General features: G+C 60.0%; 19 protein-coding genes and 3 pseudogenes. 18 read left to right on the top strand and 4 right to left on the bottom strand.

Annotated elements, in window-relative coordinates; all coding sequences use genetic code 11:
• The first annotated feature begins 23 nt into the window (after window positions 1-23).
• The 5 genes from ON14_RS02445 to ON14_RS02425 are packed head-to-tail and all read left to right on the top strand — an operon-like array spanning window position 24 to window position 5,610.
• Window positions 24-740, top strand: coding sequence for an NUDIX hydrolase (locus ON14_RS02445; protein WP_010202874.1), 717 nt, complete (start codon window positions 24-26; stop codon window positions 738-740).
• Window positions 727-2,016, top strand: a complete 1,290-nt coding sequence (gene nadA, locus ON14_RS02440; protein ID WP_010202873.1) for a quinolinate synthase NadA — start codon at window positions 727-729, stop codon at window positions 2,014-2,016. The genes ON14_RS02445 and nadA overlap by 14 nt, the downstream gene beginning before the upstream one ends.
• Before the next feature lie 2 nt (window positions 2,017-2,018).
• On the top strand, window positions 2,019-3,602 hold the full coding sequence (gene nadB / locus ON14_RS02435; protein WP_010202872.1) for an L-aspartate oxidase: 1,584 nt from the start codon (window positions 2,019-2,021) through the stop codon (window positions 3,600-3,602).
• The gene (nadC, locus tag ON14_RS02430; protein WP_010202871.1) at window positions 3,599-4,459 is read left to right on the top strand and encodes a carboxylating nicotinate-nucleotide diphosphorylase; all 861 of its coding nucleotides are present in this window, start codon (window positions 3,599-3,601) and stop codon (window positions 4,457-4,459) included. The genes nadB and nadC overlap by 4 nt, the downstream gene beginning before the upstream one ends.
• Window positions 4,456-5,610 (top strand): cysteine desulfurase family protein, encoded by a 1,155-nt coding sequence (locus ON14_RS02425; protein ID WP_010202870.1) that lies wholly within the window; start codon window positions 4,456-4,458, stop codon window positions 5,608-5,610. Before nadC ends, ON14_RS02425 begins: the two co-directional genes overlap by 4 nt.
• Here the strand turns inward: ON14_RS02425 and ON14_RS02420 are convergent.
• Complete coding sequence (locus ON14_RS02420) at window positions 5,580-6,542, bottom strand: LysR family transcriptional regulator (RefSeq protein WP_010202868.1); 963 nt, start codon at window positions 6,540-6,542, stop codon at window positions 5,580-5,582. The two genes, ON14_RS02425 and ON14_RS02420, sit on opposite strands and share 31 nt — an antisense overlap.
• Before the next feature lie 81 nt (window positions 6,543-6,623).
• Here ON14_RS02420 and ON14_RS16060 point away from each other — a divergent pair, with 81 nt between their 5' ends.
• Genes ON14_RS16060 through ON14_RS02410 form a run of 3 tightly spaced genes read left to right on the top strand, consistent with a single transcriptional unit; the run spans window position 6,624 to window position 9,111 of the window.
• The gene (locus tag ON14_RS16060; protein WP_237719651.1) at window positions 6,624-7,337 is read left to right on the top strand and encodes an aminotransferase class V-fold PLP-dependent enzyme; all 714 of its coding nucleotides are present in this window, start codon (window positions 6,624-6,626) and stop codon (window positions 7,335-7,337) included.
• Window positions 7,334-7,669: a hypothetical protein gene (locus ON14_RS16055; RefSeq protein ID WP_237719649.1), complete on the top strand. Its 336-nt coding sequence runs from the start codon at window positions 7,334-7,336 to the stop codon at window positions 7,667-7,669. Before ON14_RS16060 ends, ON14_RS16055 begins: the two co-directional genes overlap by 4 nt.
• Before the next feature lie 56 nt (window positions 7,670-7,725).
• Entirely contained in the window at window positions 7,726-9,111 is a 1,386-nt protein-coding gene (locus tag ON14_RS02410; RefSeq protein WP_010202867.1) for a glycine--tRNA ligase, read from the top strand.
• 162 nt (window positions 9,112-9,273) lie between these two features.
• Here ON14_RS02410 and ON14_RS16485 read toward each other — a convergent pair.
• Window positions 9,274-9,465: pseudogene (locus tag ON14_RS16485) on the bottom strand (pentapeptide repeat-containing protein); the annotation flags it as partial.
• Between the two features lie 87 nt (window positions 9,466-9,552).
• Between ON14_RS16485 and ON14_RS02405 the strand changes: the two are divergent.
• From ON14_RS02405 to ON14_RS15765, 3 genes are all read left to right on the top strand, one after another.
• Complete coding sequence (locus tag ON14_RS02405; RefSeq protein WP_010202865.1) at window positions 9,553-10,443, top strand: glycyl-tRNA synthetase; 891 nt, start codon at window positions 9,553-9,555, stop codon at window positions 10,441-10,443.
• Window positions 10,444-10,640: 197 nt separating this feature from the next.
• Complete coding sequence (locus ON14_RS02400; protein ID WP_010202862.1) at window positions 10,641-11,336, top strand: DsbA family oxidoreductase; 696 nt, start codon at window positions 10,641-10,643, stop codon at window positions 11,334-11,336.
• 3 nt (window positions 11,337-11,339) lie between these two features.
• Window positions 11,340-11,489: a hypothetical protein gene (locus ON14_RS15765; RefSeq protein ID WP_158000063.1), complete on the top strand. Its 150-nt coding sequence runs from the start codon at window positions 11,340-11,342 to the stop codon at window positions 11,487-11,489.
• Window positions 11,490-11,504: 15 nt separating this feature from the next.
• Here ON14_RS15765 and ON14_RS02395 read toward each other — a convergent pair whose 3' ends face one another.
• Both ON14_RS02395 and ON14_RS02390 read right to left on the bottom strand, forming a co-directional pair.
• Window positions 11,505-11,945, bottom strand: a complete 441-nt coding sequence (locus ON14_RS02395; RefSeq protein ID WP_010202861.1) for a hypothetical protein — start codon at window positions 11,943-11,945, stop codon at window positions 11,505-11,507.
• Window positions 11,945-12,424 carry an aminoacyl-tRNA deacylase gene (locus ON14_RS02390; protein ID WP_010202859.1) on the bottom strand — a complete coding sequence of 160 codons (480 nt, stop codon included), beginning with the start codon at window positions 12,422-12,424 and terminating at the stop codon, window positions 11,945-11,947. Before ON14_RS02390 ends, ON14_RS02395 begins: the two co-directional genes overlap by 1 nt.
• 57 nt (window positions 12,425-12,481) lie before the next feature.
• Here ON14_RS02390 and dusB point away from each other — a divergent pair, with 57 nt between their 5' ends.
• The 7 genes and pseudogenes from dusB (at window position 12,482) to ON14_RS02350 (ending at window position 22,585) form a co-directional block, all read left to right on the top strand.
• Window positions 12,482-13,648, top strand: coding sequence for a tRNA dihydrouridine synthase DusB (gene dusB, locus ON14_RS02385; protein WP_010202858.1), 1,167 nt, complete (start codon window positions 12,482-12,484; stop codon window positions 13,646-13,648).
• Window positions 13,638-14,882, top strand: coding sequence for a deoxyguanosinetriphosphate triphosphohydrolase (locus ON14_RS02380; protein ID WP_010202856.1), 1,245 nt, complete (start codon window positions 13,638-13,640; stop codon window positions 14,880-14,882). The genes dusB and ON14_RS02380 overlap by 11 nt, the downstream gene beginning before the upstream one ends.
• A 32-nt stretch (window positions 14,883-14,914) precedes the next feature.
• Window positions 14,915-16,884 (top strand): annotated as a pseudogene (gene dnaG, locus ON14_RS02375) (DNA primase).
• Window positions 16,885-17,046: 162 nt separating this feature from the next.
• Complete coding sequence (locus ON14_RS02365; protein WP_010202855.1) at window positions 17,047-18,675, top strand: ABC transporter substrate-binding protein; 1,629 nt, start codon at window positions 17,047-17,049, stop codon at window positions 18,673-18,675.
• 109 nt (window positions 18,676-18,784) lie between these two features.
• Window positions 18,785-19,879, top strand: a complete 1,095-nt coding sequence (locus tag ON14_RS02360; RefSeq protein ID WP_010202852.1) for an ABC transporter permease — start codon at window positions 18,785-18,787, stop codon at window positions 19,877-19,879.
• 2 nt (window positions 19,880-19,881) lie between these two features.
• Complete coding sequence (locus ON14_RS02355) at window positions 19,882-20,910, top strand: ABC transporter permease (RefSeq protein WP_010202850.1); 1,029 nt, start codon at window positions 19,882-19,884, stop codon at window positions 20,908-20,910.
• A pseudogene (locus ON14_RS02350) lies at window positions 20,907-22,585 on the top strand (ABC transporter ATP-binding protein). Before ON14_RS02355 ends, ON14_RS02350 begins: the two are co-directional and overlap by 4 nt.
• The last annotated feature ends 1 nt before the right edge of the window (window position 22,586 follow it).

Here is a 22,586-nt window from a genome sequence, read left to right as displayed (position 1 = left end):
GACTCTTACTGAAGGGAGGGGTGATGCAGAAGAATGAGCAGCGAATATCGCTCGCGGTTTCGACCGTAATTTTTGCACTTCGCCCCATTCCCGAGTCGGGTCACAGCGCACTCTGGATTCCCTTGGTTCGTCGCAACCGCGAACCGTTCGCTGGCCAGTGGGCACTGCCTGGTGGGTGGGTAGGCAACGACGAAAGCCTTGCGGATGCTGCGGCTCGTAATTTGCTCGAAACTACCGCGCTAGAGCCGGCCTACCTCGAACAGCTCTACGCCTTCGGTGATGTAGAACGTTCGGTGAGCAGCAGAGTTGTCTCGATCGTCTACTGGGCACTGGTGCGGCAAGAAGAAGCTGACCGTGCCGCGGAAAGCGAGAACGTGCGCTGGTTTGCGGCCGACGACCTGCCTGAACTCGCGTTCGATCACAACGTCATCGTCGACTACGCGCTCTGGCGCTTGCGAACCAAGATGGAGTACTCCCGGATAGCGCGTGCGTTCCTCGGGGGAACCTTCACATTGAGCGAGTTGCGACTCGTGCACGAAGCGGTGTTGCAGCGACAACTCGACCCGGCTAACTTTCGCCGCCAGATCGAAAATTCGGGCTCACTGGTGCCGACAGATCATGTGGTCGTGGGCGGGCGTCACCGGCCGCCGAGGCTATACCGCTATGACGAGGGCGTTGAGCTCGTCGACAACGGCCCACTGGGTCACAACAAGACAGGGAGCACTCGTGTCATCAATTGATTCGACTATTCAGCGCATCACCAAGACCGGAGACGGCGAAACTTGTGCTCCCGAGCTGGCCGATGGGCCGTGGACTTTCGACCTCGGTGTGCCGAGCTACGGCCCCGGCGCCTCAATGGGCGACGTTATTCCGACCGGTGCCCCGAGACAGGGGCAGCTGCCTGTCGAGTATCAAAAGGCCTCCAACGAAGATTTGCACGCCCGCATCATTGCCGCCAAGGCAACTCTGGGCGATCGCGCCGTAATTCTCGGCCACTTTTACCAGCGCGATGAGGTTGTGCGGCACGCAGACTTCCTTGGCGACTCTTTTCAATTGGCAAACGCCGCTCAGACGGTGCCGAATGCGGAAGCAATCATCTTCTGTGGTGTGCACTTCATGGCAGAGACTGCCGATATCCTCGCTCAACCGAATCAGGCCGTGATTTTGCCGAACCTGGCCGCCGGATGCTCGATGGCCGACATGGCTGACATCGACTCCGTGGAAGAGTGCTGGGAGCAACTCACTGAGGTGTACGGAACCGAACCGGATGCCGATGGCCGCGTGCCGATCATACCGGTGACGTACATGAACTCGTCTGCCGCACTCAAGGGCTTCTGCGGCCGTAATGGCGGAATCGTCTGCACAAGTTCTAACGCCACCACCGTGCTGGAGTGGGCTTACGAGCGTGGCCAGCGCGTGCTGTTCTTTCCCGACCAGCACTTGGGTCGCAACACGGCAAAGAAGATGGGCATTTCGACCGATCTCATGCCGATGTGGAACCCGAATAAGCCTCTCGGCGGCAACGACGCTGAAACGCTCAATGAGGCGAAGGTCGTGCTCTGGCACGGCTTCTGCAGCGTGCACAAGCGCTTCAATGTCGGCCAGATCGAGCAGGCCCGTGCCGAGCACCCCGGTGTTCGCGTGATCGTGCACCCCGAGTGCCCGATGCCTGTTGTGGATGCCGCCGACGAAGCTGGGTCGACCGACTACATCCAGAAGGCTGTCGCTGCCGCCACCGAGCCAACAACGTTCGCCATCGGCACCGAAATCAACATGGTCAACCGTTTGGCTGCTGAGTACCCGCAGCACACGATTTTCTGCCTCGACCCGGTGGTGTGCCCGTGTTCGACGATGTACCGCATCCACCCCGGCTACTTGGCGTGGGTGCTTGAGGGGCTCGTTCGCGGTGAAGTGCTCAACCAGATCACCGTGTCTGATGATGTCGCCGAACCGGCCCGCATCGCCCTCGAGCGGATGCTCGCCGCGAAGCCGCCGGTAGCGACGAAAGAAGCGTAATTGTGGCACGGGTCATCGTTGTCGGCACGGGAATTGCCGGGCTCATCACTGCGTACCGCGCGAGCGCCCACCACGATGTGGTTCTCGTGACAAAGGCAGAGATGGCGGAGAGCAACACCAAGTACGCGCAGGGTGGTATCGCTGCGGTGTTGTTCCCGGATGACTCGGTGGCTAGTCACGTTGCTGACACAATGCGTGCCGGTGCCGGACTGTGCGAACGCGATGCCGTTGAGGTGCTCTGTAGCGAGGGTCCGTTGCGCGTGCAGGAGCTCATCTCCTTGGGAGTTGAATTCGACCGCATCAACAATGGAGAGTTGGCTCGTGGTCACGAAGCCGCACACTCTTCGCGCCGCGTAATTCATGCCGGTGGGGATGCCACTGGCCTCGCCATCGAGGTGGCATTGCTTCGCGCCGTTCGTGCGCTCGCCGTGGAGACGTACGCATACACGTTTATGCGCGATCTCATTACGGAGACGGATGCCGACGGAAAGCCGCGCGTCACCGGCATTGATGTGATTGCTCCCGATGGAAACTCTCGCGTGATCGATGGCGACATTGTGATCATCGCTAGCGGTGGTGCTGGCCAGCTGTACAAGCACACCACTAACCCGTTCGTCACGACCGGGGATGGTGTTGCTGCCGCTTACCGTGCTGGAGCGGCTCTGGCCGATGTTGAATTCTTCCAGTTTCATCCCACATCGCTCGCCGTTCCCGGCAACCCGCTCGTCTCTGAAGCGGTGCGCGGAGAAGGGGCGACCCTGCTGGATGAGCATGGCGAACGTTTCATGTTCGAAGTGCACCCGGATGGCGAACTAGCCCCGCGCGATATTGTTGCTCGCGGCATTGCTCGTGCCATGGAAAAGCAGGGCGGTCGGCCGATCATGCTCGACGCTACGGCTCTCGGGTCTGAGTTTCTCGCGAAGCGATTCCCGGGCATTACCGAAGTGTGCGAGCAGCATGGCTTCGACTGGGGCAATGAACCGATTCCGGTCACGCCGGCAGCCCACTATTGGATGGGCGGCATCCGCACCGACATCGATGGCCGCACGAGCGTGCGGGGACTCTATGCCGTCGGCGAAGCATCCTGCACCGGTGTGCACGGAGCAAACCGTCTCGCCTCAAACTCCCTGCTCGAATCGTTGGTGTTTGCCTGGAGGGCCGCGGATGCCCTCAACGAGCCCCAGCGAGCGATTGAGGTTGATGCTCTCGAGCCCCAATTCGAGATCACCGGCAAGGCGCCGTTCACTCGGGATCAGCTGCGTGAACTCATGTGGAGCCATGTTGGCCTTGAACGGGATGCGACACGCCTCAACGAAGCAGCGGCTATCTTGGCCAGCTGGCACTCCGAGGCAAACACTGTCGAGGGTGCCGAGAACGTGAACCTGCTCGACCTCGCCCGCCTCGTTGTCGTCGCGGCCCTTCGCCGCCAAGAATCCCGCGGAGCACACGAACGCACCGATTACCCGGAGACGCGCGAAGAACTAGCCTTCTCCACACGGTGGGCGGCCGTCAACGTTGCGGGAGACTTCATCCCAGCCGAAGACCGCATCCCCGCTGAAGACCAAGCAGAAACGGTGCCCCGATGAACCAGCAGCTCGTTGACAACGTCATCCTGATGGCGCTCGCGGAAGACGCACCCTGGGGAGACGTCACGAGCGAGGCTTTTGTGCCCGACGATGCTGTGGCCACGGCCGTCCTCAATGCGCGCGAGCCCGGGGTCGCGAGCGGCCTCGACGTGTTCGCCCGCACCTTCATGCTGGTGGATGCTCAGGCCGAGGTCACGCTTCAGGCTAGCGACGGCGACACCTTCACCGCCGGACAGCAACTCGCTTCCGTCTCCGGCAACGCCCGTGCCGTGCTCAGAGCGGAACGCATTGCCTTGAACCTCAGCCAACGGATGTCGGGAATCGCCACCCAGACGGCAGCGTACGTTGCGCAAGTGGCGGGCACACACGCGCGGGTAGTTGACACACGCAAGACGACCCCCGGCCTGCGCGCATTGGAACGTCATGCAGTTCGATCAGGGGGTGGCCACAATCACCGCTTCAGTCTCTCGGATGCGGTGATGGCGAAAGACAACCACCTTGCGGTGCTTGCGGCATCCGGTATCGACCTGGGGAAGGCGATCCGCCGGGCACGAGAACGCATTGGACACACAACCCACCTCGAGGTGGAGGTCGATCGTCTCGATCAAGTAGAGACAGTGGTTTCGGCTGGGGTCGACACCATCATGCTCGATAACTTCTCACTCGAAGACCTTCGGGCCGGTGTTGCACTCGTAGCCGGGCGCGCCATTGTCGAAGCCAGCGGGGGTGTGAACCTCGACACGATTGCCGCCATCGCTGCAACAGGGGTTGATGTGATCTCCGTAGGGGCACTCACTCACAGCGTGCGCTCGCTTGATCTCGGTCTCGACATTGCCGTGAGGGCCACCGCCCGATGATTTTTCTCGACTCAGCAGGAACCACCCCCGTGCGCCGTGAGGTGCTTGAGGCGATGTGGCCGTTGCTGACAGGAGACTTTGGCAACCCCTCAAGTCATCACGAGCTGGGGGAGTCCGCGAAGCGCGCCCTTAATGGTGCGCGCAAGAGTGTAGCGGCGTCGATCGGGTGTCGCGCATCCGATGTCATCTTCACCTCGGGTGGCACAGAGTCAGACAACTTAGCGATCAAAGGATTTGCGCTCGCCGAACCTCGGGGGCGCCACATCGTCACGAGTGCCGTAGAGCATGAAGCTGTGCTCGAATCAGTCGACTACCTGGCACGGATCCATGGCTTTGAAGTCACAGTGTTGCCGGTAGACAGTCGAGGCCTCGTCGATCTCGACAACGTGCGTGACGCGCTGCGCCCCAACACGACACTTTGCACGATCATGTACGCCAATAACGAGGTCGGTGTTGTACAGCCCATCGCGGCGATAGCCGAGCTGTGCCAGGTACACGGGGTGCCGCTGCACACGGATGCGGTGCAGGCAGCAGGCTGGCTTCCTCTCGACCCTGCGGTGTTGGGCGTCGACGCGCTCAGCCTCTCGGGTCACAAACTCGGGGCACCGAAAGGTATTGGTGTGCTTATTGCCAAGGGACGCCGAAGCCTCGAGCCCGTGCTGCACGGGGGAGGCCAAGAACGTGGCAAACGCTCCGGAACGGAGAACGTTGCCGGTGCGGTGGGCTTCGCTCATGCCCTCGCGCTCGCAGAAAACGACCGTGCTGAGCGCGCAGAGCGCATCAGGCGGTTGCGAGATGACTTCGTGGCCGACGTGCAGGCTCGCGTGCCGGCCGCGATCCTCACCGGACCCGAGCTCGGCGAGACAGCAAACCGCCTCCCCAACAATGCGTCGTTCTGTTTCCCCGGCACCAGTGGCGAGTCACTGCTGCTCGAACTCGGTCGCGCCGGCATCATCTGCTCAGCAGGCTCAGCCTGCGCCGTAGGCAGCGACGACGCCTCCCACGTGCTCACCGCCATGGGAATTGACGAAGAAATCGCACAAACCGCGGTGCGGTTCAGCCTCAGTGGGGAAACCACAGCCGAAGAGCTCGCCACCGTCGCCGCCGAGATCGAGACCGCCTATCGCGCGGTGCGCTCACTCTCGGGGTAGTCCCGCAAACCCCACGACGCGCCATCCAGAGCAGTCAACGTAGCAATCGTTGTCGCCACACTCGGGATCCGCGTAGCCCCCGGCTGAATGACGTACTGAATCGTGCGCTCGCTCGATGGCTGCGGGGCGTGGATGCTCACGCCCTCCGGCAACGTCAGCGACGACAGCGCCAGCTGGGGAAGCAACGCAACCCCAAGCCCTCGCGACACAAAGTTCAGTACCGCCAGTGCGTTATCCGTTTCGAGGCCGATCGCGGGAGCGAAACCCTCGAGATTGCAGAGGGCGAGCAAGTGGCCGCGGCACAGAGTGCAGCCCGCAATCCAGGGATCGTTGGCGAGCTCGGCCAAGCGCACATCATCCGCTTTCGCGAGAGAGTGGCTATCGGGCAAGACCAACACGACGGGCTCCGTAAACAGGGGAACCGTCATATGACCGCCATCACGCGCCAGGTGCGGGTCAGCCCGGTCCTCTGGGTAAGAAAACGTGATCGCTACATCGGCCGCGCCATCCCGCAACAGCTGCAGCGCCTGGGGAGGCTCGGCCTCCACATAGTTCACCGTCAAATTCGGATGCTGCTGCCGCAATTGACGGATCAGCCGCGGCACGAGCGTCGACGACGCGGTCGGGAATGCCGCGATACGAACCGTTCCGCTCGAGAGGCCCGCCAGTTCTGCGAGTTCGGCGCTCGCCGCATCCACCGCATTGAGCACGGTGACGGCGTGACTGGCGAGCGCTCGCCCGGCTTCGGTGAGGCGAACCCCGCGGCCGGCCCGAACAATGAGCGCAAGCCCCAGGCGGGTTTGGGCACGGGTGAGGTGTTGACTCAGGGCGGGTTGGCTATAACCGAGGATGCTGGCTGCTTCGCTGATGGTGCCGTGTTCGGAGATTGCGCGAACGATGCGCAGCGTGAGGAGGTCTGGCGTGGTGTCCATACACAAATCATAACAAAACGTGATTGTTCCTATCCCAATCATGCTCTTGTCGCATGAATGCGACGGGAGCACTATAGAGGCATGACATCACCGGCCCTGACCCACGCGATGGGGAGCTTCGCCAACACGCACGGCTACCTCTCCGCCGCCACCATGGGCCTGCCGACCTGCGCTGCCGTGGCCGAGATGACCGAGAAACTTCAACAGTGGGCCACGGCAACCTGCAACCCCATGAACTACGGCGACATTGTCGAGCGCACGCGCGGGCACTACGCGCGCCTCGTCGGCATCGACTCCACTCGCGTTGCCATTGGCTCGCAGACCTCGGTGATGGCCTCGCTCGTTGCGTGCTCGCTGCCCGCTGGCTCCCACGTGCTCGTCGTCGAATCGGACTTCACATCAATCGTGTTCCCCTTTCTTCAACACCGCGACCTCGTCGTGCAGGCGGTTCCGCTGGCGCAACTCGCCGCCTCGATCACTGACAGCACCGCGCTCGTCGTGTTCTCGCTCATCCAATCCTGCAACGGCAAAGTCGCCGACACCGAGGCGATTGTCGCGGCGGCTGCCCAGCACGGAGCGCGAACGCTGTGCGACGTGACCCAAGCCGCTGGCGTGTACCCGGTGGATGCCACTCAGTTCGATGCAACCGTCTGCCACGCCTACAAATGGTTGTGTTCGCCCCGCGGTGTCGCGTTCTCACAATCTCTGAAGACTTCGGCCGGCACATCACTCCCGTTCAGGCTGGCTGGTACGCCGGTGATGATGTGTGGGGCAGCGTCTACGGCACCGAAATGAACCTTGCCAAGGATGCGCGCCAATTCGATGTTTCGCCCGCCTGGCAAGCGTGGGTAGGTGCCGAGCATCCCATCGCCATGTTCGCCGACCTCGACATCTCCGAGGTGTGGGAACACTGCATCGGCCTTGGCAACGCGCTGTGCGACGAGCTCGGAATCGAGCGACAGAATCAAGCGATCGTCACCTGGCCAGACGAAACAGGAACCGATCTCGCCAAACTCACCGCCGCAGGAATCACCGCCTCCGGTCGAGCCGGCCGACTGCGCGCCGCCTTTCACCTCTGGAACACCGAAGAAGACGTTGCGGCGGTTATCGCTGCGCTGCGCGTCTAGCTAAACTGGATGTCCGCCGACCGTGCATCCAGCTCGGCAGACTATTGGAGTTTTAAGTGGCTACGCCTAACCCCCTCGACGCCGTAATCAACCTCGCCAAGCGCCGAGGTTTCGTCTTCCAATCGGGAGAGATTTACGGCGGTTCACGCTCAGCTTGGGACTATGGCCCACTGGGAACCGCCCTCAAAGAGAACATCAAAAAGCAGTGGTGGCAAACCATTGTTCAGGGTCGCGAAGATGTTGTTGGCATCGATTCCGCCGTCATCCTTCCCCGCAAAGTCTGGGAAGCATCCGGTCACGTCGACGTCTTCTCTGACCCGCTCGTCGAATCGCTGCACACCCACAAGCGTTACCGCGCCGACCACCTTCTTGAAGCCTATGAAGAGAAGCACGGTCACCCTCCCGTGAACGGGCTTGCCGACATCCGCGACCCTGACACCGGACAGCCCGGATCATGGACCGAACCGCAGAACTTCTCCGGCTTGCTCAAGACTTACCTTGGCCCCGTCGACAACGAAGAGGGCATGCACTACCTGCGCCCCGAAACCGCTCAGGGTATCTTCACCAACTTCGCCAACGTCATGGGTGCTGCTCGCATGAAGCCGCCCTTCGGTATCGGCCAGGTGGGAAAGTCATTCCGTAACGAAATCACGCCAGGAAACTTCATTTTCCGCACGCGTGAATTCGAGCAGATGGAGATGGAATTCTTCGTCGAACCCGGCACGGATGAAGAATGGCACCAGTACTGGATCGACGAATCCATGAAGTGGTACACCGACCTCGGTATCAAGCCTGAAAACCTGCGCTTCTACGAGCACGCTCAAGAGAAGCTCTCGCACTATTCCAAGCGCACCGTGGATGTTGAGTACCGTTTCCGGTTCGCTGGCGGCGAGTGGGGCGAGCTCATGGGTATCGCCAACCGCACCGACTTCGACCTTCGCACGCACTCCGAAGCGTCTGGCTCAGACCTGTCGTACTTCGACCAGGCCAAGGATGAGCGCTGGACGCCCTACGTCATCGAGCCTGCGTTCGGGCTCACCCGTGCACTCATGGCGTTCCTCATCGACGCCTACGCCGAGGACGAGGCTCCCAACGCTAAGGGTGGTGTCGACAAGCGCACCGTTCTGCGCCTTGACCGTCGCCTTTCGCCCGTAAAGGTTGCCGTACTGCCGCTGTCGCGCAACGAACGCCTGTCGCCGATGGCACGTGGAATCGCTGCTGACCTCCGCAAGTACTGGAACGTTGACTTCGATGACGCCGGAGCCATCGGTCGTCGCTACCGTCGTCAAGACGAAATCGGCACACCGTTCTGTGTCACGATCGACTTCGACTCGCTCGACGACAACGCGGTGACGATCCGCGAACGCGACTCGATGGAACAGAAGCGCATGCCGATCGAAGAGCTGCGGGGCTACCTCGCACAGGAGCTCATCGGCTGCTAGCGCAACGCGCCAAGAAACACCTAACCCGTCCACGGGCTGCCGAAAGGTGGTCACGTGGCGGTGCAAGCGGACCCGGACATGTTCCGGGTCCGTTTCTGTTTCCGCGGCAGGGCGCCCCTGCGGCCCTCCTGTCCTGTTGCCCTGCGCCCCTGCACCCCGTAGCTCCGCACCCTGCAGCTCCGCACCCTGCAGCTCCGCACCCTGCAGCTCCGCACCCTGCAGCTCCGCACCCCGGAGCTCCGCGCCATCCCGCGGAAATTCAGGAAAAACGAGCGCTCCTCCTGCCTGACCTATGTAAATGCTGGCAAGCGTGTAAGCGTTCTGGCAGTTTTCCTGAAATTCCGAGGACGTCACATACTCCACATCCCTAAACCGCGGCCAAACCCCACTGATCCTTACGGCGTCCTTTCGAATACGGAACGTCACCTCAGGGTTGTCGTTGTGGCGGATATTCAGGAACTAGTCAGTGAGTTGGGCGGTCTCGCGCAAAAACGTCAGCTTGTCGCGAGAGGTGCACGGGACGAGGACTTAACTCGGGCAGTGAGAGACGGGCTGGTCGCGAGAGCGCGCCAAGGTTGGTACACAACGGAGAACGTTACAACGCCGCGCGTCAGGGCGGTTCGCGTCGGCGGGCGTCTAACTGGGATATCCGCGATCAGTGACTTGGGCGGCTGGGTTTTAGGGGAGCATCCGCTTCACGTTTCGGTATCGCAGAACGCGGCACGGCTCCGCAGCCAGTGGAACCGAAGAGAGCCAATTGGGCAACGCCTTGGTGTGCGCCTGCACTGGGATCCATTGCCGAGAAACGAGAGCGGATCTGGTTGGCACGTCGGCCTGGCGGAAGCGCTTCGGAGAGTTGTCATCGACGAATCTCTCGAAACGGCAGTTGCCGCCATTGACTGGGCCTTGTACACGGGACAGATTGACCAATTCGACTTCGAGCTGTTAATACTCAGCCTGCCTCGGCGCAAGCGGTGGATCAGGTCGTGGGTGGACGGTACTTGCGAAAGCCTTCCGGAAAGCCTTACCCGCACGCGATTGAGGAGTGCCGGCCACCGCGTTGAAATTCAAATCCCCGTTGGAGCGAAGCGGATCGATCTGGTTATTGACAGTGTTATCGGGCTCGAAATCAACGGCAAGCAGTTTCACGCCCACACTTTCGAGGAAGACCACCTGAAGGGCATCGAGATCACGATTGCTGGTTTTCACGCAATGAGCGTGAGCGCAAAAATGATCTTCGCGCAGTGGGACTTGTTTCTGCAAGCACTGGAGATGGCATTGGCATCTCACGCGCCGCCTACATCTGGAAATTCAGGAAATCCGTCGGGATGAGTTGCAACTCGCCCGAATAGTCGGGTGCTGTCCGCGATCCGAACCAGATTTCCTGAATTTCCGAGGAAGGAAGGAAGGAAGGAAGGAAGGAAGGGAGGAAGGGAGGAAGGGAGGAAGGGAGGAAGGGAGGAAGGGAGGAAGGGAGGAGCTAAGAGCGAGAGCGACGAAGGAGGAAAGGAGCAGAGCGGGAATACCTCGTGCTGCAGAGCGTTGACCTTGAGGTGAATAACGCAGCAGCAATTTCCGCGCCCGAGCCCGTAAAAGTCGACATCTGGTCTGATGTTCAGTGCCCCTGGTGCTACATCGGAAAGCGACGTTTTGAGGCCGCGGTGGAGACCTCTGGAATTCCGGTGGAGATCGAGTATCACTCGTTTGAGCTGGCTCCCGATACTCCGGTCGAATACGAGGGCACGCCTATTCAATTTTTGAGCGAGAGTAAGGGCTTGCCGTTGCCGCAGGTCGAAGAGATGCTAACTCGGGTGACGGACATCGCGACGACTCTCGGTCTTGACTACGACTACGAGCACATCCACCAGACGAACACGGTGAAGGCGCACGAATTGTTGCATTTCGCGAAGGCTCACGGTCGTCAGCTTGAGATGAAGGAGCGTCTTCTCGACGCCTATTTCATTAAGACTGAGCATGTTGGTCGCATCGAGGATCTCGCTGATATCGCGGCCTCTATTGGCTTCGACCGCGCCGAAGTGGTGCGCGTTCTTGAGTCGAGTGAGTATCTCCCCGCTGTGAAGGCTGACATGGAACAAGCCATGCAATACGGCATCCAGGGTGTGCCATTCTTCGTGATTGATGGCAAGTATGGGGTTTCGGGCGCGCAGGAAAGCGAAACGTTCGCTAACGTACTCACACAAGTACTTACCGAAAGAGACGTCTAACCCATGGATGCCGCAACGAAGCCCCTCCCGACTTTTGCCCTTCAGCAGCTCGGCGACCCGAACGCAGTAGCGTGTGAAGGCGATGCGTGCATCGTCGACGATCACCGTTCGCAAGCACTAGTTAATCGTCAAATCGACGAGGGACTCGTTTAGCTAAACAAATGCTCGTTAGCCGACGAATCCGCGGTTTGACCATTCGATGATTTCTGTCGCGGTCGCGTAGGGCGGGGCTGCTTTGGCTACTCGCGATGGCACTTGAGTTAGCGCGACCGTTGTTGGTCGTTCGGGCAACGATTCGTGTTGGCCGTCGCGGGCATTGAATCGTTTATTGATCAACGCGCCCAGAATGGCTCCTGCGCCGAATCCGAGGGGAAGCAGCAGGAGGTATCCGGTCGGATCTGCGTCTGCTGCCGTGCCGAGTGCCAGCGTGACGGCGACGCCTGCGATGGCGCCGATGGTGATGGCGACCCACCAGCGCTGGAGTTTTGCATTCGCGGCATCCCAGGCTCGCTGGGCGCGTAGCTGCTCGAGTGCTTCGTCGCGCGGCGATTGACTTACCCAGCTTCGGCCTTCGAAGCGAAACACGTTGGGGTGTTCGTCGAGTGCCATTAGTCGGTTCCTGTTTCGGTGGTGATGTCGGCGACGGTTGCGTCGAGTCCGCGGATGAGGTCGTCGGTGTGAACCCACGCGGTGTAGCCGTGGTCTCCTGAGCCCATCGAGACACGCTTGCCGGCGATGCGTTCGTCGGCAAAGACGGGCCAGGCGGTGCTGCTGCCAAGGGGGGTGATGGTGCCGCGCGCAAAGCCGGTGGCGTCGAGGGCTAGGCCGGCTTCGGGCATCCGCAACTTATTGACGCCGACGACGGCGCGCAGTTTGGGCCACGAGATTTGGCGGTCGCCGGGCACGAGGGCAAAGAGGTAGTTGCCATCGCTGCGCTTGACGACGAGTGATTTCACGATCTCGGCGGGGGTGATGCCGAGCAGTTCGGCGGCGTGTTCGAGCGAGGTCGCTGGTGCGCGTTCGACGATTTCGATCGGGATGCCGCGGCGTTCGGCATCGTCGCGCACACGGTTGGTTCCTGACGTCATTCGCGGCCTTCCGGGGTGTGCGGCACCGGTTCAGGCGCGCCGTGGGACAATTGCTCTGTGACTATTCTTGCCCCTGCCGACCCGCGTGTCGCGCCACAGCTCTCAATCGGCAACCTCGACCTCGATGTTCCGGTTGTTTTGGCGCCGATGGCTGGCATCACGAACACTGCTTTTCGCCGGCTCTGCCGCGAATACGGTGCGGGGCTGTACGTCAGTGAGATGATCACGAGCCGCGCTCTGGTGGAGCGCACGCCCGAGAGCATGCGCCTCATTACGCATCATGAGTCGGAGACGACGCGCAGCATCCAGCTTTATGGCGTTGACCCGAAGACGGTGCGTGAAGCGGTCACGATGTTGGTGGCTGAGGATCGTGCCGACCACATTGACTTGAATTTCGGATGCCCCGTTCCTAAGGTCACTCGCAAGGGTGGGGGAGCGGCGCTCCCGTGGAAGATCGATTTGTTCCGCGACATCGTTGAGGGCGCGGTGAAGGCTGCCGGCGATGTTCCGCTGACGATCAAAATGCGCAAGGGTATCGATTCCGATCATTTGACCTACCTCGAGGCTGCCCGCGTCGGTGCGGGTGCCGGTGTTGCGAGCATCGCGCTGCACGCCCGCACGGCTGCCGAGTTCTACTCGGGGCACGCAGACTGGTCCGCCATCGAAAAGCTTAAGAACACCATCACTGACACCCCGATTCTCGGCAATGGTGATATTTGGAGTGCCGCCGATGCGCTGCGCATGGTCGATGAGACCGGATGCGATGGCGTCGTTGTTGGGCGTGGTTGCCTCGGTCGCCCGTGGCTTTTCGGTGACCTCGCTGCCGCTTTCCGTGGTGAGACACTCAAGGCAGAGCCGACACTCGGCGAAGTCGCGATCGCGTTTAAGCGTCATGCTGAACTCCTGGTGGAATTCTTCGGCGATGAAGATCGTGCGTGCCGAGACATCCGCAAGCATGTTGCCTGGTACTTCAAGGGCTATTCGGTGGGTGGCGAATTGCGTGCGGCGATGGCGACGGTGCACGATCTGGCGCAGCTCGACGAATTGCTGGCGCAGCTTGATTGGGCGCAGCAGTACCCGGGTGCCGATGCTGAGGGCCAGCGCGGTCGCGCGGGTACCCCCAAGAAGCCATCACTTCCGCAGGGCTGGCTCGATAGCCGCGAACTGCACGAGACTCACCGAAGCGAACTCAACCAAGCAGAATTGAGCACCAGTGGCGGTTAAGGGCTATACCGAGGCTGACGCTGAGCGTTGGTTCCCCGAGCAGCACTCGAGTCGCCGTAGCGATTTTGCGCGCGACCGGGCACGGGTGCTTCACTCGAGCGCCCTGCGTCGCCTAGCCGCCAAGACTCAAGTCTTGAGTCCCACGATGGGCACTGATTTTGCCCGCAACCGTCTCACTCATTCGCTCGAGGTCGCTCAGGTGGGCCGCGAGCTCGCTGACAGCCTCGGGCTCGACCCGGATGTTGTCGACACCGCATGTCTTTCGCACGATCTAGGGCATCCGCCTTTTGGGCACAATGGTGAGCGGGCGCTGAATGAGTGGGCGGATGACATTGGCGGCTTCGAGGGCAATGCCCAGACGTTGCGTCTGCTGACTCGAATCGAGCCGAAGGTTTTCGGGCCTGACGGTAAGAGCTACGGTCTCAACCTCACCCGCGCGAGCTTGGACGCCAGTACCAAGTACCCGTGGCCGAGCGCCCAAGGCATTCCGGACCCGAGCGGTCGCAGCAAGTATGGCTTCTTCGACGATGACACGGCAGCTTTTGAGTGGCTTCGCGCTGGTGCTCCTGACCGCCAGCGCTGCATCGAAGCGCAAGTGATGGATCTCTCTGACGACATCGCCTATTCGGTGCACGATTTCGAAGACGCGATCGTCGGTGACTTTATTGATGTCACCGCGCTCGGCGCCCGCGTCAACCACGATGATCTCGTGAAGTCGATGTTTGAGTGGATCGGCGGCGAGTTCACGCACGACGAACTCATTGCGGCCTTTGACCGCCTTGACCTTCTCGACCCGTGGATTGATCAGTGGGATGGCAGTCGTGCCGCCCACGGTCGCCTCAAGAACCTCACCAGCCAACTCATTGGTCGCTTTGCGGGAGCAGCGGTGCAGGCCACGCGCGAAGCTCACCCCACTGATGCTCTCGCGCGCTTTGGCGGAAGCCTCGTAATTCCGGCTGAAATCCAGGCCGAGATCGCCGTGCTCAAAGGCATCGTTGCTGCCTTCGTCATGTCGACGAACGCGCGCCGCCCCATCTACCAGCAGCAGCGCGATGTGCTCACTGAGCTTGCCGATGTGCTGCTGTGGACTGGCCCCAGCAACCTTGATTCTGGGTTCACGGCCGATTGGAATTGCGCTGAGAACGATCACCAACGCAAGCGGGCAGTAGTAGATCAGGTGGCTAGCCTCACCGATCAGTCCGCAATGGCGTGGCATTCACGTCTGGTTGGCTAGAGTCTCACCCCGGTGAGCCTACAATTACGATTGTGGCTGGCCTGATCAAACGAAGCGATATCGACGAGGTGCGTTCGCGCACGAACCTCGCTGACATTGTGGGCGACTACGTCACTCTCAAGAGCGCAGGTTCCGGCTCGATGAAGGGCTTGTGCCCGTTTCATGAAGAGCGCAGTCCCAGCTTTCACGTGCGCCCGCAGGTCGGTTTCTACCACTGCTTCGGATGCGGTGAAGGTGGCGACGTCTTCACGTTCCTGCAGCGAATGGACCACGTCTCGTTTTCCGAAGCCGTTGAGCGCCTCGCGGGCCGCATCAGCTACGAACTGCATTATGAGGACGGCGGTGCGGCAACCGATCACGGCAATCGCGCCCGCATTCTCGCGGCTAATCAGGCTGCAGCCGAGTTTTTTGTTGCGCAACTTTCGACTCCCGAGGCGGCTCCCGGTCGCAGTTTCTTGGGGGAGCGCGGTTTCGATCAGTCGGCGGCCGAGCGCTTTGGCATTGGTTTCGCACCGCGCGGTGGTGTGCTCACGAAGCACCTCAATACTTTAGGTTTCACGTCCGATGAGCTGGTGATTGCTGGCCTCATTGGCAAGGGCGAACGTGGCGACTATTACGATCGCTTCCGTGGGCGTCTGGTGTGGCCGATCCGCGATGTTACGGGTCAAACTTTGGGCTTCGGTGCTCGTCGCCTGCTTGACGACGACAAGGGCCCCAAATACCTGAATACTCCCGAGACGCCGGTTTATCACAAGAGCCAAGTTCTCTATGGCCTTGATCTTGCCAAGAAGGACATTTCGCGCGGCAAGCAGATCGTCGTTGTCGAGGGCTACACGGATGTCATGGCCTGCCACCTTGCCGGCGTCACGACCGCTGTTGCAACGTGTGGCACCGCGTTCGGTGTCGACCACATCAAGATTGTTCGTCGGATGATCGGCGACTACGACAACGCTGACACGACGGCTACTGGCGAAGTGATCTTCACCTTCGATCCGGATGACGCGGGTCAGAAAGCCGCGAACCGTGCGTTCGCCGAGGAGCATCGTTTCGCTGCGCAAACCTTCGTTGCGGTCGCATCTGACGGTCTCGACCCGTGTGACTTGCGTTTGAAGAAGGGTGATGGCGCGGTTCGTCGTCTTGTGAGCACTCGCAAGCCCATGTTTGAGTTCAAGATTCGCCGTGAGTTGGCGGTGCATGATCTAGAAACTGTTGAAGGCCGGGTGGCGGCGCTTCGCGCTGCGGCACCTGTCGTTGCGGGCATCCGGGATCAGGCGTTGGGGATCGGCTATGTGCGCAGTGTCGCCGGGTGGCTCGGGATGGAGCCGAATGAGGTGCAGAGCGCGGTGACCGCGGCAAAGCGCCAAGCTCCCAGTGCTGCACCGGCATCAGGCGCAGCATCTTCAGGCGCAGGCGCAGGCGCTGACTCTGCGCGAGGATTAGCAGGGTCGCGTTCGACTTCTGACGTCGACGGCAACCGTACCCGTGACAACGGCGGGGCGAACGCCGCACCGGATCGCGCGCCCGAGCAGGGTCCGTCGATCATGGACTTGAAGACCGACGCCTCGACGCGCCTAGAGAGAGATGCTCTCATGGCTGTGCTGCAGCATCCGGATGTCGTCGGGGATGAGCTCATCCGCAAGCTCACGCAATTTCCTTTGCCGACAACACTCTCGCTGTAGTGCGGGATGCTGTCGCTTCGCTTGTTGAGCGTGCGCTGTTGCCGGGGTGGGCCTCTGCCGTAGCCGACGAGGTGCCGCAGTCGTTCTCTACTTTCGTGAAGCAGCTGAGCGTCGCGCCGATTCCGGAGCGTGAAGAACGCATCCCGGTCTACTGCGTTCAGGTGACTACTGATTTGGTCGAACGCGATCTTTTGCGCCAAAAAAGAGAGCTCCTTGGAGTGTTGCAACGCATGGATCGCGAGGCTGATCCTGCCCGTTATGTACAAACCCAACGCGACCTCATGCGCATCGAAGGCGAGCGTCGCGCTCTTCGCGAAAGTTAGCAGTTTTCACCACTTGGTTGCGTTCGTGTAAATATCGTTCATTTGGTCGCCAACAACCTAGTGGTTAACTCTCAACTTGTGTTTCCATTGGAGCACTACAGTGCGCGGCGCCTACAAACGCGCCGTCGCATTTCTGCACGCAACAGGAAGAGGTAGACGGATATGACATCCGCATCCAAGAACAGCAAGCGAGTCCTTGCTGTAGTTGCCGGTTCAGCAGCGTTCGCGCTCGCTTTGACTGGCTGCCAAGCTGGGGGAGATTCCTCTAGCGGTGGCGGTTCTGAGTCGCTTATCGTGGGCACGACTGACAAGGTCACGTTCCTCGACCCGGCCGGTTCTTACGACAACGGTTCGTTCGCACTAATGAACCAGGTTTTCCCGTTCTTGCTCAACTCACCTCTCGGCACTTCTGATGTTGAACCTGACATTGCTGAGTCCGCGGAGTACACGAGCGATGACGAGTACACGGTTGTGCTCAAGTCGGGTTTGAAATTTGCCAACGGCAATGATTTGACGTCGTCTGACGTGAAGTTCAGCTTCGATCGCCAGGTTGCTATCAATGACGAAAACGGACCTTCGGTTCTTCTCGGCAACATTGACAGCGTAGAAGCTGTCGATGACACAACTGTCGTCTTCCACCTCATCAATGGCAACGACCAGACGTTCGCACAGATCCTGTCGAGCCCTGCTGCGCCCATCGTTGACGAAGAAGTATTCTCGGCCGACGCCGTCACTCCTGACGCTGACATCGTGGACGGCATGGCCTTTGCTGGTCAGTACGTGATTGACAGCTACGACTTCAACAACATCGTGGCGTTCAAGGCTAACGCTGACTACCAGGGTGTTCTTGGTGCTGCAGCGACTGACAGCATCACGCTCAAGTACTACACCGATGCTTCGAACCTGAAGCTCGACGTTCAAGAGGGCAACATTGATGTCGCGCACCGCAGCCTTTCGGCTACGGACGTTGCGGACCTCGAAGGCAATGACAATGTCAACGTCGTCGTAGGCCCTGGTGGAGAAATCCGCTACATCGTGTTCAACTTCGACACGCAGCCCTTCGGCGCTGCGACTCCTGAGGCCGACGCTGCTAAATCGCTCGCCGTCCGTGGAGCTGTTGCTGACCTCATCAACCGCCAGGAAATCTCAGACCAGGTTTACAAGGGCACCTACCTGCCGTTGTACTCCTACGTTCCTGACGGACTTACCGGCGCAACTGAGGTTCTCAAGGACCTCTATGGCGACGGCGAGGGCGGACCAAGCACCGAGGCTGCAAAGCAGCGTCTTGCTGATGCTGGTGTTGAAATTCCTGTGAGCCTTAACTTGCAGTACAACCCAGACCACTACGGTGAGTCGTCGGGTGACGAGTACGCGCTTGTTGAGAGCCAGCTCGAGGCCGAGGGAATCTTCGACGTCAACCTGCAGTCCACTGAGTGGGTCACGTATGCCAAGGAGCGCACGGCAGATGCTTACCCGGCTTACCAGCTGGGTTGGTTCCCTGACTACTCCGACGCTGACAACTACCTGACCCCGTTCTTCGGTGATGGCAACTTCCTCAGCAACCACTACGCGGATGCTGAAGTCAACGATCTGATCGTGGCTCAGGCAACCGAGCTCGACCCTGACGTACGTGAGGGAATGATTGAGGAAATCCAGGCGAAGGTTGCAGCCCAGCTGTCGACCGTTCCGTTCCTTCAGGGAGCGCAAATCGCAGTAACGGGCAAGGACGTCACCGGAGCTACGCTCGACGGTTCGTTCAAGTTCCGCTACGGCAGCTTGGTAAAAAACTAGGAGCAATTCGCTCCAGTTAGGCATCTGTCTAACGTTGTGACAAATAGGGGGTGGCCCACACACAATGTGGGTCACCTCCTCGTCTTCATTCTCTGCACGATAGGTAGGTATGTCGCAGTCTGCTTCCGCCGTGATTAATCCGGCACCAACTCCAACGCCAACCCGGCGTTTTCGGGGGATCACAAATCCTCTCGCACGTTTTCTCATAGTTCGTTTTCTTCTCATTTTTCCGACCGTGTTCATCCTCGTAACGATGGTGTTCGTTTTGATGCGGTCGATCGGTGATCCCATTACCGCCGCTCTCGGCGACCGTTTGACGGCAGCTCAGCTCGCCGAACGCATCAGTGCCGCCGGCTACGACCGGCCGATCTTGGTGCAGTACTTCGAGTACTTGGGGCAAATCTTTACCGGCAATTTCGGTACGGCGATCAGCGATGGTCGTCCAGTCTCCGAGCTGCTTGTCACGTATGGAAGTGCCACGCTTGAGCTCGCGGCGTACGCGGTTCTTGTGGCTCTCATCGTCGGCATTCCGCTCGGTATGACCGCGGCATACTTCCGTGACAAGTGGCCTGACGCGGTACTTCGGGTGGCCGCCATCCTTGCCTATGCAACTCCAGTGTTCTTCGCCGGTTTGCTGCTCAAGTTGGTCTTCGCGGTGTGGCTCAAGGTGTTGCCTGTCGCGGGTCGAGCATCCACTCGAACAGAGTTGCAGCTCACTTCGCTTGACGACAAGTCGGGCATCTACCTGATTGATGCAATCCGTTTGGGCAGCCCTGCGGCAATTGGCGATGTGCTTTCTCACGCCGTATTGCCCGGTCTTGCTCTCGGGCTGCTCACGGCCGGTATCTTCATGCGGCTCGTTCGCACGAATGTCATCGGCTCCCTATCGATGGACTACGTGGATGCTGCCCGCTCTCGTGGCGTTAGCGAATTCCGTTTGGTGCGCAAGCACGCCTACAAGCCGGCGCTCATCCCGATCATCACGGTCATCGGTTTGCAGATCGCGCTCTTGCTTGGAGGTGCGGTGCTGACCGAAACCACGTTTGAGTGGAAGGGTCTCGGCTTCAAGCTTGTCGAATATTTGGGAGCTCGTGACTTCGTGGCGGTGCAGGGCATTGTGGTGCTGCTCGCGGTCATTGTTGCCTTGACCAACTTCATCGTCGACATTATTGCGGCGATCATCGACCCGAGAGTGAGGTACTAATCATGACTACGACGACCTCTCGATTGGTTCGTATGTGGCGGCGTTTGCCCGTTGTTCACCAAGTCCATCAGGCCGTTGGCCTGCAGCGCGGAATGCTCGTTGCTGGTCTCATCCTGACGGGAATTTTTCTCTTCACGGCGCTATTCGCTCCGATCCTTGCGCCGTATGGCTTTTCGCAGTTGCGTGACGATGACGGCACTTTTGGGGCTCAGGTTCCTCCGGGCGGCGAGCACATCCTCGGCACTACGGTTGGCGGCTATGACGTACTGTCGCGGGTGATCTGGGGTTCGCGCACGGCGGTGCTCGTGATTGTCGTGGCTGTCGCCCTGTCGATCTTTGCCGGTGTATTGCTTGGTCTGGTCTCGGGTTACCTCGGCAGCTGGCTTGACCGCGTTCTCGTTGTCATTTCGGATGCTGTTTATGCGTTCCCGACGCTCTTGCTCGCCATCGTTGCGGCAATTGCGATCAGTGGTGGCCGTTCGAGTTTCTGGGGCGGTGTCTTTGCTGCCGCGATCTCGATCACTGTTGTCTATATCCCGCAGTACTTCCGAGTGATTCGCGCCGAAACGGTGCGCATCAAGTCGGAGGCCTATGTGGAATCGGCAAAGGTGCTCGGTGCTAGCACTCCGCGCATCATGTTCCGTCACGTGTTCCGCAACGCCACTCGTACGTTGCCGTTGATCTTTACGCTCAACAGCTCTGAGGCAATTTTGACGTTGGCTGGTCTCGGCTTCCTCGGTTTCGGCATCGAGCCGTCTGCTGCGGCGGAGTGGGGCTACGACCTCAACAAGTCGATTTCGGATGTCACGAGCGGTATCTGGTGGACATCACTGTTCCCGGGCTTGGCAATCGTGCTCGTTGTGCTCGGAATTACTCTCGTGGGGGAGAGCCTCAATGACCTGGCTGACCCGCGACTTCGTACGCGTCGGCGCGCTGAGCAGTCGGCACCGATTCTCGAGACTTCAGCACTGAGCACTGTTGACCTTGATGACGATGAGTCGCCGATCGATCCTTTGGAGGCTCGCTCATGAGCAACATTGTTGAAATTAAGAACCTCGAAGTAACTTTCGCCACCGATGGCGGAGATGTGAAAGCTGTCGATAATGTTTCGCTGACACTTGCCCCTGGCGAGGTTCTGGCGATCGTTGGGGAGAGCGGCAGTGGCAAAAGTGTCACGGCCAAGTCTGTTCTCGGGCTGCTGCCCGAAACTGCGGTATCGCGCGGCGCAATCCTGCTCAATGGCAAAGACGTTATTGGCATGTCGGGAAAGCGGCTGCGCGAATTGCGCGGTGTCGATGTCGCGATGGTGTTTCAAGAACCGTCGCTAGCGCTCAACCCGGTATTTACCGTCGGCTGGCAGATCGCCGAGGGTTTGCGGGCTCACGGCAAAGTCAGCAAGAAGCAAGCACGAGTGAAGGCGATCGACATTCTGCGCCGGGTGGGTATCCCCGAGCCCGAGCGTCGCGTCGACTATTACCCGCACCAGTTCTCGGGTGGGCAGAAGCAACGCGTGGTTATCGCAATGGCGCTAGTGCTCGAGCCAGAGTTGATTGTCGCTGACGAGCCAACAACCGCGTTGGATGTCACGGTGCAGGCAGAAATTCTTGATCTGCTTCGTCGGTGTCGCGATGAGTTTGGCGCTGCGATCATCCTGATCACGCACAACATGGGAATCGTGGCCGACCTCTCTGACCGTGTTGCCGTGATGTATCAGGGCAAACTTGTTGAAGAGGCTCCCGCTCAGGAGTTGTTCGATTCTGCCAAGCACCCGTATACCCAAAAGTTGCTCGTGCTGTTCCTCGCATCGGCACCGGTGCTGCCAGAGCTGCGGCGCGGGTCGTCGACCGGGCGGAGGCGGGTGGAGACGATCACGTTGAGCCAGTGGTGGTTGCGAACGATCTGAGAATCTCCTTTCCTGGCCGTTTCGGTCAGCCGGCATTTCGCGCCGTCGACGGGGTCAGTTTCAGCATTTCTCCCGGTGAGGTTCTTGGCCTTGTTGGTGAGAGTGGATCGGGTAAAACCACAATCGGCCGAGCTATCGGCGGTCTCAACAAAGTTACGGGTGGTTCGCTGCAGGTGCTTGGTCACGAAATGTTGGGCTTCAAAGAGCGCAACTTCCGGCCTGTTCGCAGCGATATCGGGTTTGTCTTTCAAGACCCAGCCTCGAGCTTTAACCCCCTGCTGACAATTGCAGAGTGCGTTGCAGAACCGCTGATCGTGCACGGTCAGGCTAAGGATCCCAAGGCTGCTCGCGGCCGAGTGAATGAGCTTCTTGAAGCGGTGCAATTGCCGCGCGCTTTTGGGGATCGTTATCCGCATGAGCTCAGTGGTGGTCAACGCCAGCGTGCAAGCTTGGCTCGTTCGCTTGCTTTGCGCCCGAAACTGTTGATCGCCGATGAACCGACAAGCGCGCTTGATGTGTCAGTGCAGGCAAGGGTTCTTGAGTTGTTCGCTGAGCTTCAGCGGGATCTTGGTTTCGCGGCTCTCTTCATCAGCCACGATCTCGCGGTCGTGGACATGCTCTCTGACCGCATCGCCGTGCTGTACAAGGGAAAACTTGTTGAAGAGGGCGTGGGTTCTGACGTGCTCGGAAATCCCCAGCATCCGTACACTCAACGGCTTCTTGCGTCGCTTCCGGTCCCTGATCCTCGGGAACAGACTGAGCGTCGTGAGGCACTCAGGTCGCTTACTGCCGTAGATTATTGAG

Source organism: Salinibacterium sp. PAMC 21357, assembly GCF_000247645.1.
In the GTDB taxonomy this organism is placed as follows: Bacteria; Actinomycetota; Actinomycetes; order Actinomycetales; family Microbacteriaceae; genus Rhodoglobus.
Note: the sequence above shows the minus strand (reverse complement) of the source record. Positions and strands in the feature narration are given on the sequence as shown.